This window comes from Halopseudomonas oceani (genome assembly GCF_002903165.1).
Classification (GTDB): Bacteria; Pseudomonadota; Gammaproteobacteria; order Pseudomonadales; family Pseudomonadaceae; genus Halopseudomonas; species Halopseudomonas oceani.
Genome location: NZ_PPSK01000002.1, coordinates 245210 through 256833, shown reverse-complemented (window position 1 = coordinate 256833; position 11624 = coordinate 245210). Strand labels below are relative to the sequence as shown.

At 60.5% G+C, this 11624-nt stretch carries 13 protein-coding genes; 6 read left to right on the top strand and 7 right to left on the bottom strand.

All coding sequences use genetic code 11. From position 1 onward, the window contains the following. The first annotated feature begins 124 nt into the window (after nt 1–124). The 3 genes from arsC to C1949_RS03380 are packed head-to-tail and all read left to right on the top strand — an operon-like array spanning nt 125 to nt 1489. Nucleotides 125–475: an arsenate reductase (glutaredoxin) gene (gene arsC, locus C1949_RS03390; protein ID WP_104737075.1), complete on the top strand. Its 351-nt coding sequence runs from the start codon at nt 125–127 to the stop codon at nt 473–475. Beyond that, nucleotides 472–1089: an NAD(P)H:quinone oxidoreductase gene (gene wrbA / locus C1949_RS03385; RefSeq protein ID WP_104737074.1), complete on the top strand. Its 618-nt coding sequence runs from the start codon at nt 472–474 to the stop codon at nt 1087–1089. The genes arsC and wrbA overlap by 4 nt, the downstream gene beginning before the upstream one ends. Then, on the top strand, nt 1082–1489 hold the full coding sequence (locus tag C1949_RS03380) for a DUF2069 domain-containing protein (RefSeq protein ID WP_104737073.1): 408 nt from the start codon (nt 1082–1084) through the stop codon (nt 1487–1489). The genes wrbA and C1949_RS03380 overlap by 8 nt, the downstream gene beginning before the upstream one ends. A gap of 35 nt (nt 1490–1524) precedes the next feature. Here the strand turns inward: C1949_RS03380 and hda are convergent, their stop codons facing one another. Then, complete coding sequence (gene hda / locus C1949_RS03375; protein WP_104737072.1) at nt 1525–2238, bottom strand: DnaA regulatory inactivator Hda; 714 nt, start codon at nt 2236–2238, stop codon at nt 1525–1527. Between the two features lie 154 nt (nt 2239–2392). Continuing rightward, entirely contained in the window at nt 2393–3484 is a 1092-nt protein-coding gene (locus tag C1949_RS03370; RefSeq protein ID WP_170062989.1) for a DUF2066 domain-containing protein, read from the bottom strand. A 264-nt stretch (nt 3485–3748) separates the two neighbouring features. On the opposite strand from C1949_RS03370, the gene purM reads away from it, so the two are divergent. From purM to C1949_RS03355, 3 genes are read left to right on the top strand one after another with little or no spacing between them, the layout of a single operon-like run. Further along, nucleotides 3749–4813 carry a phosphoribosylformylglycinamidine cyclo-ligase gene (gene purM / locus C1949_RS03365; RefSeq protein WP_104737070.1) on the top strand — a complete coding sequence of 355 codons (1065 nt, stop codon included), beginning with the start codon at nt 3749–3751 and terminating at the stop codon, nt 4811–4813. A 3-nt stretch (nt 4814–4816) separates the two neighbouring features. Then, nucleotides 4817–5476: a phosphoribosylglycinamide formyltransferase gene (gene purN, locus C1949_RS03360; RefSeq protein WP_104737069.1), complete on the top strand. Its 660-nt coding sequence runs from the start codon at nt 4817–4819 to the stop codon at nt 5474–5476. Continuing rightward, entirely contained in the window at nt 5473–6255 is a 783-nt protein-coding gene (locus C1949_RS03355) for a DUF3108 domain-containing protein (protein WP_229744361.1), read from the top strand. The genes purN and C1949_RS03355 overlap by 4 nt, the downstream gene beginning before the upstream one ends. 95 nt (nt 6256–6350) lie before the next feature. Here C1949_RS03355 and C1949_RS03350 read toward each other — a convergent pair whose 3' ends face one another. The 5 genes from C1949_RS03350 to C1949_RS03330 form a co-directional block, all read right to left on the bottom strand. After that, nucleotides 6351–7574, bottom strand: a complete 1224-nt coding sequence (locus C1949_RS03350; protein WP_104737067.1) for a 3-hydroxyacyl-CoA dehydrogenase — start codon at nt 7572–7574, stop codon at nt 6351–6353. Between the two features lie 176 nt (nt 7575–7750). Then, on the bottom strand, nt 7751–9088 hold the full coding sequence (locus tag C1949_RS03345) for a tetratricopeptide repeat protein (RefSeq protein WP_104737066.1): 1338 nt from the start codon (nt 9086–9088) through the stop codon (nt 7751–7753). A 111-nt stretch (nt 9089–9199) separates the two neighbouring features. Continuing rightward, nucleotides 9200–9673 (bottom strand): winged helix-turn-helix transcriptional regulator, encoded by a 474-nt coding sequence (locus tag C1949_RS03340; RefSeq protein ID WP_104737065.1) that lies wholly within the window; start codon nt 9671–9673, stop codon nt 9200–9202. A 52-nt stretch (nt 9674–9725) separates the two neighbouring features. After that, nucleotides 9726–10697, bottom strand: a complete 972-nt coding sequence (locus C1949_RS03335) for an NAD(P)H-dependent flavin oxidoreductase (RefSeq protein ID WP_104737064.1) — start codon at nt 10695–10697, stop codon at nt 9726–9728. A gap of 165 nt (nt 10698–10862) precedes the next feature. Further along, the gene (locus C1949_RS03330) at nt 10863–11567 is read right to left on the bottom strand and encodes a hypothetical protein (protein WP_104737063.1); all 705 of its coding nucleotides are present in this window, start codon (nt 11565–11567) and stop codon (nt 10863–10865) included. Nucleotides 11568–11624: the final 57 nt, after the last annotated feature.

The window sequence follows — 11624 nt, the reverse complement described above, 5'->3', positions numbered from 1 at the left end:
CCTGTTGCAAAACGTAGGCTAGGCAGCCAGCAGATGGCAACGCAGGTAGTTTTTCAACTGGCCGCTAGCGCTTAGAATACCCCCCAACCCTGCTTCAGGCCACCGTCACACGGAGCACTGCCCGATGACCACTACCATCTATCACAATCCGCGTTGTTCCAAATCCCGTCAGACACTCGAGCTACTCGAGCAACAGGGCATCAACCCGGAGATCGTTCGTTACCTGGAAACCCCGCCGGACGCCGCCACCCTGGTCGATTTGCTCGAACGCCTGGGCCTCAGCGCGCGCGAGCTCATGCGCAAGGGGGAAGATCCCTACAAGGAACTCAACCTGGCCAACCCGGATTTGAGCGAAGCGCAGTTGGTACAAGCCATGGTTGATTACCCGAAACTGATCGAGCGCCCGATAGTCATCCATGATGGCAAGGCAGTGATTGGCCGTCCACCGGAGCGCGTTCTGGAGCTGTTCGCATGAGTCAACCAGGTTACGTTCTGGTTCTGTACTACAGCCGCCATGGCGCCACCGCCGAGATGGCCCGCCTGATCGCCGAAGGGGTCGAGCAGAATGGCATTGAGGCGCGCATCCGCACCGTGCCGCCGGTTGCGCCGGAGACGACAGCCAGCCTGCCACCTGTGCCGGAAGACGGCGCGATGTACTGCAGCATCGATGACCTGAAGCACTGCTCGGCGCTAATTCTCGGCAGCCCGACCCGTTTCGGCAACATGGCAGCCCCGCTCAAGCACTTCATCGACGGCACCAGCAGCCTGTGGCTCGCCGGCAACCTGAATGGCAAACCCGCAGCCGTGTTCACCTCGACCGCCAGCCTGCACGGCGGGCAGGAAGCCACGCTGTTATCAATGCAGCTGCCGCTGCTGCACCACGGCATGCTGCTGGTTGGCTTACCCTATAGTGAGAACGCATTGATCGAGACCCGTGGGGGCGGTACACCCTATGGTGCCAGCCATCACGCTGGCAGCCAGGGCGAGCGTCGACTGGATCAGCACGAAAGCCAACTGTGCCGGGCACTCGGCAAGCGGGTCGGCAGCATCACCGCTCAACTGGCAGCAGGAGCACAGGCCCTTGGCTAGGAAGAAACCCTTACCGTCCCTGGACTACCTCCGGCCACGCTGCCAAATCAGTCGCGTGGTCGCACTGACCGGTTACGCTGGACTGCTGCTCGGCATGCTCGCCTACAACCTGCTGATCGCCGACCTGCACGGGGCCAACCCGGTCATCATCATCGGCGTGCAGCTGCTGCCACTGCTGATCTTCCTGCCCGGCATCATCACCGGCCATGTGCGGACTCACGCCTGGCTCAGCTTTGCCATCAACCTGTATTTCATTCAGGGCGTCCTGATCTGTTTCCAGCCCGGTCGCTTGGGCTACGGGTTGTTTATGGCCGGATTCAGCGTGCTGTATTTCATTGCAGCGCTCTACTACATCCGCTGGAGCTTCCAGGCGCAACGGGTAGAGCGGGGAGAAACCTGAGCGGGGCCACCCAGAGAACCCAGCGGGAGATTCGGCTACCAGCCCATCTCCCGCTTGACGAAGGGAATGGTCAATCGATGCTGATCACGCAGTGACGCCTGATCCAGTGTTTCCAGGGCGGCAAACAACTCCCCCATGCCGCGGGCTCCGCGACTGAGAATGTACCGGGCAACATCATCACCCAGTTGCAGACCACGCTGGGCAGCGCGCAACTTCAACACTTCCTGCTTGCCCTCGTCATCCAGCGGCTGCAGCTGAAATACCAGCCCCCAGCCTAACCGTGATTCGAGGTCAGCCAGCTTGAGGCCAAGGGCTTTTGGCGCCGCGGTCGCGGCCAGCAATAAACGCCCACCCTGCTCACGCAACCGGTTGTAGAGATGGAACAGGGCTTCCTCCCAGTCCGCACGGCCGACAATCGCCTCCAGCTTGTCCAGACAGAGCAGGTCTACCGACTCCATGCCTTCGAGCAGCAACGGACCTTCGTCGACCAGTTCATCCAGCGGCAGGTACATGGCCAGACCACCTTCATCGGCGAGAGCATGACAGGCCGCCTGCAACAAATGCGTGCGACCAGTGCCTTCAGTTCCCCAGAGAAACAGGCAACACTCCGACGCAGGCGTCTGCAAGGAGGCAAACGCCTGCGTCGCCGCCAGCACCGTCGCATTCGGGCCCGGGTAATAGCTGGCAAAGGTCGCTTCGTCGCGCAGCTTGATACCCAAGGGCAGTTGAACTGGTTGTCCCGCCGACATCAGTGTTGCTCTTCCTCATCCAACTCGACACGTACATTGTCGACTTCATAATTGCCTGGCGACCGCCCGTTGTAGAGGGCCAGAGCACGATACGGCTAACGAGATCACGCAGCGCAAAATGCCCACAAGCGCCTGAGCGGCCCGCCGACGCTAATCAGCGCCAGCGATAATACAGCGTATTGACCTGTTCTGCTGGCTCGATTGGCTCTGCTGCGTCGTCCACCAGCACCTCTGGCTCAGCTGTTTCGACTGGCTCGGCAGCTGGCGGAGCGACTTCAACCAGGCGCTGATCCAGCATCAGCATGCGCTCAAGCTGAGCACGGTCACCGGCAAAATCGACGCTGAAGTGCACACGATCACCTTCAACCGAGAGCAGGCTGGGTTGCTGCTCCATACCCAACTGCTGCAGCGTACGCTGCAGGTTGGCAAACGCATCAACACTGTTAATACCGCTGACTTCCAGCTGCCAGCCAGATACCGGGGCAGCCGAAGACGCCCCGCCCACGGCGTACTGCCGATGAACCTCGGCAGCAATCGCCTGCATCAACTCGTCAGCAACCGCCAGAGGGTCCTCACTGCTGGCCTTGCCGGTCAGCTTCCGATCATTCAGCCACAGGGTCCATTGGGCACCCCAGGTGTCCGCTTCATGGCTGACCGACAGCGCCAGCACACCCTCGCTGGAGTAGCGATCACTGGCGCTTTCCAGCACATCCTGACTCGCGTCCACCACATCCTGCTCGCTGACGCTGCTGCGATCCTGCAGATCGGCCAGCGGCTGCATCAGAGCAACACCACGGTAACGCCCTGCGGTTTTTAACGCCTGCCCCATCTCACCGGAAGTACCGATAAAATCACGGCTGTAATCATCTCCCTGCACTGCCCAGACCAGAATCCCCGGACGATTACGCCCGAGAACCGGCACACTGGCCTTCCCCAACGCCTCGCGCAGCAACACGGGATCAAACTCGACACGCAACGCGCCATCGTCGCCAAGCGAACCAACCTGGCGGGTAACTCGGGTTGGCTCCGCCAGCACATCGGCCAACGGGCCGCTATCGGTCTTTACGCCGGCGCCTGCCAGCCGCTCCAGCATCACCTTGGCTGCGACGGCCAACTGGGCAGACTGATCAGCCTCAGCGTGGGGCGGAACATCGACCTGATATAGGGATTCGACGACAGCCGCTTGGGAAAACAGCGGCAGACAGAATGAGACAAGACCGATACAGGCGTTACGCAACAGGAGCATGGACAGTTCCGTCGGATAGCTGGAAATTTTCACAGCCACGATAATGCTGCGATAGCCCGTTACATTAACCAAGCCTCGCAGGCGCGGCAACCAACTTGCCGCAGACCAGCGCAGCATGCCGCATTCAGTATGTCGGGAGACCGCGTTCGGCATGGCTCTGCCGAGCATGAATTGGTAGACTATGCCGCTATTCGAAAGCGCCTGCCCGCACAGCACCCAAGGCGTGTCGAGCCCTATCCTTTTTCAACAGTTCGAGAACCGCTCATGAGCAGCCAGACGCCTTCCAAACCCTCGATCAGCTACAAAGACGCCGGTGTGGACATCGCCGCCGGTAACGCCCTGGTCGACCGTATCAAGCACGTTGCCAAGCGCACCGCGCGTCCGGAGGTAATGGGCGGCCTGGGCGGCTTTGGCGCCCTGTGCGAAATCCCTGAAGGCTATCGCCAGCCGGTACTGGTGTCCGGTACCGACGGCGTCGGCACCAAGCTGCGTCTGGCGATGGATCTGAACATGCACGACCAGATCGGTATCGACCTGGTCGCCATGTGTGTAAACGATCTGGTGGTCTGCGGTGCCGAACCGCTGTTTTTCCTCGACTACTACGCCACCGGCAAGCTGAACGTGGATGTTGCCGCTCAGGTTGTGACCGGCATCGGCGCCGGCTGTGAACTGGCCGGCTGCGCGCTGGTTGGCGGTGAAACCGCCGAAATGCCCGGTATGTACGAAGGCGAAGACTACGACCTGGCCGGCTTCTGTGTTGGCGTGGTCGAAAAGGCCGATATCATTGACGGCAGCAAGGTCATCGACGGCGACGCCCTGATTGCCCTGCCCTCCTCCGGCCCGCACTCCAACGGCTACTCGCTGATCCGCAAGATCATCGAAGTCGCCGGTATCGACATCCACAGCACCCAGCTCGACGGCAAGCCACTGAGCGAACTGCTAATGGCGCCGACCCGCATCTACGTCAAGGCCCTGCTGCAACTGATCAAGCAGACCGGTGCCGTGAAAGCCATGGCCCACATCACCGGTGGCGGCCTGCTGGAGAACATTCCGCGCGTTCTGCCGGAAGGCTCACAGGCAATCATTGATCTGGCCAGCTGGCAGCGCCCCGCCGTATTCAACTGGCTGCAGGAGCAGGGCAATGTCGACGAAACCGAAATGCACCGGGTGCTGAACTGCGGCGTTGGCATGGTCATCTGCGTTGCAGAAGAGCAGGCCGAAGCTGCCCTCCAGAGCCTGCGTGACGCCGGCGAGCAACCCTGGATCATTGGCCGTATCGCCAGCGGCGCAGAAGGCGCTGAAGCTGTTGTTCTGCAGCACGGCAACTAAAAGGTGCGCAGCCGTATTGTTGTCCTGATCTCCGGATCAGGCACCAACCTGCAGGCACTGATCGACGACCTCGCCGGCGCGGATGCGCCGGCCGAGATCGTCGCGGTCATCTCCAACAAGGCCGAGGCCTATGGTCTGGTCCGCGCCAGCGACGCAGGCATTGAGACCCGCGCCCTGGACCACCGCAACTTCACCGACCGCGCTGCATTTGACCAGGCACTGATCGCCGAAATTGATGCATTCCAGCCTGATCTGGTGCTGCTCGCCGGCTTCATGCGCATTCTCACTGCCGATTTTGTGACACATTACCGTGGCAGGCTACTCAACATTCACCCCTCACTGCTACCGCGACACAAGGGTCTGCAGACCCACCAGCGCGCACTGGACGAGGGCGATGAAGAGCACGGAGCCAGTATTCATTTCGTCACTGAAGAACTTGATGGCGGTCCAGTAGTCATACAGGGACGAGTGACCGTTCACCCGGACGATGACGCTGCCAGTCTGGCCGCTCGCGTACAGGTGAAGGAGCACCGTCTGTATCCGCTCGCAGCGCGCTGGTTTGCAACCGGTCGCCTGCGCCTGGAGGGTGATCAGGCCCGTCTGGACGACGTGCCCGTTCCGCCCAGCGGGTTAAGACTGGAAGACATCGAATCCGGCAGATGAGACAAGACCAGATGCATGCCAACACGACCATTAAAAGAATAGCGCACCATCGTTTTACCAACCCCCTCGCAGGCCTGCTGCTCAGCTTAACTGCCAGCACCGCCGGCGCCCTCGAGCTGGAGCCATTCAGCGCCAGTTACGCCGCAGACATGAAAAACATCCCGGTCAACGGCGAAGCCATTCACAGCCTGCAGCCCAACGCCGACGGCAGCTGGAAGCTCTCCTTCAGCGCCAGCATGTTCGTTGCCAGGCTAACCGAGCAAAGCACCCTGCGGGTGGCCGACAATCAGATTCAGCCGATTGACTACCACTACGAGCGCCGCGGCCTCGGTCGGGGCAAGGAAATCCTGCAACACTTCGACTGGCCCCAGGCGCAGGTCACCGGCACCTACAAGGGCGAAGCGTTCAGCCTGCCAACCGAACCCGGCTTGCTCGACAAGACCACCTACCAGCTGGCCCTGCAGGCCGATCTGGCTGCCGGCAAGAAGGACATGACCTACCGCGTGGTCGACGGCGACGAAGTAGAAGAATATGAATTCCGCGTCGTCGGCGAAGAACGGGTGACAACCCGTGCCGGCCAATTTGACGCCGTTGAAGTAGAGCGTGTGCGCGAGCCCGACGCACGTCGTGAAACCACCCTCTGGTTTGCCAAGGACTGGAACTACCTGCTGGTTCGCCTGAGCCAAATTGAAACCGATGGCCAGCACTATCAGATCATGCTCAAGGAAGCGACCGTCAACGGCCAGCCGGTTACCGGCATCCCGGTCAGCAACGACTAAGACCACAGCGCCGCCCCACGGAGCTGGCTTTGCCCGGATAACAGGCACAAAAAAACCGCGACAGCCCAGGCTGTCGCGGTTTTTTATTGACCAGATCAGGCCTTGGTGAAGCGACCACCCGCTTCAGCCAGCTTGACCAGACCGGCGGCCGGCTTCCAGAACTCGCCACGCTCGGCTTCCAGCGCACGGATCTCGGCCAGCACCTTGTCCAGACCCAGGCTGTCGGCGTAGGCCATCGGACCAGTGCGGTCGGCTGGGAAGCCGTAACCGAAGCGGTAAACGCGGTCGATATCTTCGGCAGACTCGGCAAAGCCTTCGTCCAGAATGCGCGCACCTTCGTTGACCAGCGCCAGGATGCAGCGGGTCACGATTTCGTCAGCGGATACGTCACGGGCGGTGTAGCCGGCTTCTTCCGCTACTTCACGGGCCATCATGTCGGTTTCCGGGTCGTGGATCGCCTGACGGCTGCCCGCTTCGTACTTGTAGAAGCCATGGCCGCTCTTCTGACCGAAACGCTCCATTTCACACAGCTTGTTGTCCAGCCATACGATCGGCTCGCCACGACCGACGCCGGCCAGCTGACGGGAACGCCAGCCCAGGTCGACACCAACCACGTCGTACATGCGGTACGGGCCCATAGCCATACCGAAGCCCTGCAGCGCTTGGTCAACTTCCCACGGAGTGGAGCCTTCCAGCACAACTTCGCGAGACTGGCGAGAGTACTTCTCCAGCATGCGGTTACCGATGAAGCCGTGGCAGTTGCCAGCCAGAACCGCTTCCTTGCCAATCTTCTTGCCAACGGCCAGACAGGCGTCCATAACGTCCTGAGCAGTTGCCTTGCCGCGAACGACTTCCAGCAGCTTCATGATGTGTGCAGGGCTGAAGAAGTGCAGGCCCAGAACCTGAGTCGGACGCTGGGTCGCAGAAGCGATTTCGTCGATATCCAGGTAAGAGGTGTTGGTGGCCAGAATCGCGGACGGCTTAACCGCCTTGTCCAGTTCGGCAAAGATCTTCTTCTTCAGATCCATGTTTTCATAGACAGCCTCAACCACCAGGTCCATGTCAGCCAGGTCTGCGTAGTCCTGAGTGGTGCTGATGCGGGCGACACGAGCCTGTGCTTCGGCGTCGTCAAAACGCTCTTGGGCAACCGAGCGCTTGTAGACCGCAGCGATTTCAACCAGCCCCTTCTCCAGCATCTCGCCGTTGACGTCCAACCAGGTGACCGGGTAGCCAGCATTGACGAAGTTCATCACGATGCCGCGACCCATGGTGCCAGCGCCGATAACGCCAACCTTCTTGATATCTTCAAACGCAGCCATGTCAGCTACCTCCGGATAATGTGAGCAAGATGAAGTACAAAGACTGTTCGGTATGCAAAGGCGGCCGACTGGCCGTTCTGCGGGGACCGATACAGTACGCAAATTGCGCCCGGAATGGACCCCCGCCACACTGATAAAGCTTATTCACAGCATGAATAAGACAGAAGCTACCGCACTCAGAGAACAGGCAGTGGGTCACCTACCGACCATTCAGCGGCCGCGCGCTGAGCCTTCTTGAGCTGACTGGCGCTAAGCTCATCGGCCACCACATCACGCGCCTCGCGGGCGCCTTCCAGCCCCTGCCCGGCACTGAGCGCGAACAGCATGTAGGCCATCGCGTTGTTGGTGCGTATACCCTCACCGTTCATATACATGATCGCCAGGTTGAACATCGCACTGGGCTCACCCTGACTGGCTGCAGCGCCATACCACTTGATCGCCTCGAGGTTGTCCTCTGGCGTGCCCTCACCCTCGTCATACATGATAGCCAGGTTGTATTGGGCATTGCGCTCACCCTGCTCGGCGGCAGCGGTGTACCACTTGATCGCAGCCTGATTGTCTTCGGCGGTGCCTTCACCCTCGTCGTACATCAGCGCGAGGTTGTACTGGGCCTTGGCATGGCCCTGTTCGGCTGCGAAGGAGTACCAGTTGATCGCCTCGGCGTCATCCACCTTGGTGCCTTCACCTTCGTCGTACATCAATGCGAGGTTGTACTGGGCATCCTTGTGGCCCTGCTCTGCGGCCTTGCGGTACCACTCGATGGCACGACGGTCATCGACCGGCACACCTTCACCCTCGTCATACATAATCGCCAGGTTGTATTGCGCTGCCGCGTCACCCTGCTCGGCAGCTGCGGTGTACCAACGGATGGCCTCACGATCGTCCAGCGGCACGCCTTCGCCACTGTCATACAGCAGCGCCAGGTTGTACTGGGCGTCGGCATGGCCCTGCTGCGCCGCCATCAGGTAGTACTCGGCGGCTTTGCGGTCGTTGGCCGGCACACCCTCACCCACGTCGTACATCAACGCCAGATTGTATTGCGCGTCGGCGTGACCCTGCTCGGCGGCGCGCAAGTACCAGTCGATGGCCTTGAGGTCATCCACTGGTACGCCTTCGCCTTCGTCATACATCAGCGCGAGGTTGAACTGCGCCGCCGCATTGCCCTGCTCAGCGGAGCGCGTGTAGTACTCGATGGCCTTGAGATCGTCCAGCTCGACGCCCTGGCCCATGTCATACATGTAGGCAACAGAGAACTCAGCCTCGGCATCGCCCTGAGCAGCTGCTTCGCTGTACAGCTCGAAGGCCTTGGCGTAGTCCTGCTCGACGCCCTCACCATCGTAGTATCGCTGCGCGAGCTCCCGTTGGGCTTCGGCATCGCCATTGAGCGCCTGACTGATCCACTGGGTGATCTGGGCACGCAGATCGCCTTTCTTTTCGTATTCAGTAACCGCCTGCAGCGGTGTAGAGAGCAAGGCGCCGGTCAGACCCAGCGCAAGCAGTGAGGTAACTTTCATTCAATAACCGTCCCTGTAGCCATGAGGAGGCCGCGCAGTGCGCGGAGCGTCGGCAAATGATACCGAAGTGAAACGATATGCCTACCCCGAAACAGCGGATTCGTGACCGAATCAGGTATCGCCGACCAGTTCGCGCACGTATTCATCAGCACCCGGCCCCGCCTGGACCTCAACTTCCCATGCTTTCAACGGCCGACCATCGGCCGATAGCACTTCAGCGCCGAGAATGGGGCGTCCAGAGCGTTTCTCAAGCAGCAGCATCCGGTCACCACGGCCGTTGGGGCGCCATTTCTCACCCCACTGCATGAGGCTGATGATAACGGGATACAGGTCCATACCGGCAGGCGTAAGACGGTACTCGAAGGATCGTCCATCGGCGGCGGACGGGACTTTCTGCAGCACGCCTGCGGCAGTGAGTTTCTTCAACCGGGTACTCAGCACACTGCTGGAGATGTCCAGCTGGCGCTGGAAGGCATCAAAGGTACGCATGCCATGAAAGGCATTGCGCAGAATGAGCAGCGACCACCATTCGCCGATGATCTCGGCAGTTTTCACGACACTGCAGTCGATATGGGTGGTCTGCATGGAGATATCCTGACAGGAAAACCGCCCGGCGCGGACCGAGCGGCGATCCGAATTACAGCATCGACACCAGACGGGCGCGAATGATCTCTTCGGCCTGCTTCATGATGCGCTCGATCAGATCTTCACAGCTCGGGATGTCATGGATCAGACCGGCAACCATACCGCAGGACCAGGCACCCAGATCCATTTCACCGTTCTGCATGATCCGCGGGTAAACGCCAGCAACTTCGTCGATGATGTCAGCGAAGGTCAGCTTGTCGCCAAGCGCCTTCTCTTTCTCGACGATGCGGGCGACAGCGGCGTTGTTCAGCACGCGCTCGGTGTTGCGCAGCGGACGCATGACCAGGCGGGTATCCAACTCAGAAGCCGCAACGATAGCCTGCTTGACGTTCTCGTGAACCGGCGCTTCCTTGGTAGCGATGAAACGGGTACCCATGTTCATGCCTTCGGCGCCCAGCGCCATGGCAGATACCAGCGAGCGGCCGTCAGCCATGCCGCCGGAGGCAACGAACGGGATGTCCAGCTCTTCGGCAGCGCGCGGCAGCAAAATCATGTTCGGGATGTCGTCTTCACCCGGGTGACCGCCACACTCGAAGCCGTCAACGGAAACAGCATCGCAGCCGATGGACTGGGCTTTCAGCGAGTGACGAACGGAGGTGCACTTGTGGATGACCTTGATGCCGGCGTCTTTCAGCAGCGGCATGTATTCCTGCGGGCTGCGGCCAGCAGTTTCGACGATCTTGACGCCGCCCTTGACGATAGCGTCGATGTAGCCCGGGTAGTCAGGCGCGTTGACGGTCGGCAGGAAGGTCAGGTTGACGGCGAACGGCTTGTTGGTCAGTTCCCGGCACTTGGCGATTTCGTTGGCCAGATCAGCCGGGGTCTTCTGGGTCAGACCAGTAATGGTACCCAGACCGCCAGCGTTGGAAACGGCAGCCGCCAGTTCGGCAAAACCAACCCAGTGCATGCCGCCCTGGAGAATCGGGTGCTCGATGCCGAACAGTTCTGTAATACGTGTTTTCACTTTGTTTTCGCCTCTTGCTGGGAAATGACGGGTCGACCGTGCCGACCAGTGATTTAGCTTCGGATCGAGAAGCTAAATCCTCCATTCATAAAAAGCAAGGCGAAACCCGCCGGGCGGTAGTGCTGAAATATCAGCCCACAAGCAGGATGAATAACGACTGAACAGTCAGTGCGTGAAGCCGTTATGTGCATGGCAGTACATACGCTGCCGCTCGCTACCTACCCGATTGGCGTTGCCGCATCGCTCGCCCAGCCACGCCTTGGCTGCTTTGCGACAGGTACGGTACTCGATGGAGCCACGGCGATAATTACTGCAGAAACTGGCGTTATCGATCCGGCTGTTACGGTAAGTGTAAGAGGTCCGCCAACGGGTAACCCGCCGCCGGGCATCCTCCCACTTGACGGTCGCCTGACCTGTACCGTTCAGCCCCCGTGAACGAGGCGACTCAGCCCGCCGCGACTCCGTCCGTGCGTACTCACGCACGTGACGAGACTCCATCACGTTGACATCGCGGCGCGGCACATAATTGTCATCACTGAACGATGTTTGCCGCTCATCCGACGCGGCTGCAGTTTGCCCCTGCGCAATCGACCGAGCAGCAGCCAGATCCGCCTCGGAGATAGTCGACTCGTACTCACCAGACGACTCCACGGTCGGCGGCGGAACACTCACCGGGGCCGGTGGCGCGGCCTGCTGATGAGCGGGTGCAGACACGAAAAACCGGTCACGCAGCCGCGCAACCAACTCGGGCTGGGTGGTGTACAGGATCAACGCGACAAGAACGCCCCAGAATCCCCAACGAATCAGCCGTTCGCCTGATTCACCTGCGCCACGGCCACGCTGCGGCCGCTCATCCAAATCTGCTCGCATGCAACACTCCCTGTTTCGTCGCAGCTCGTCCTGAGCTGTCGTAGCAGCAATCCCGGT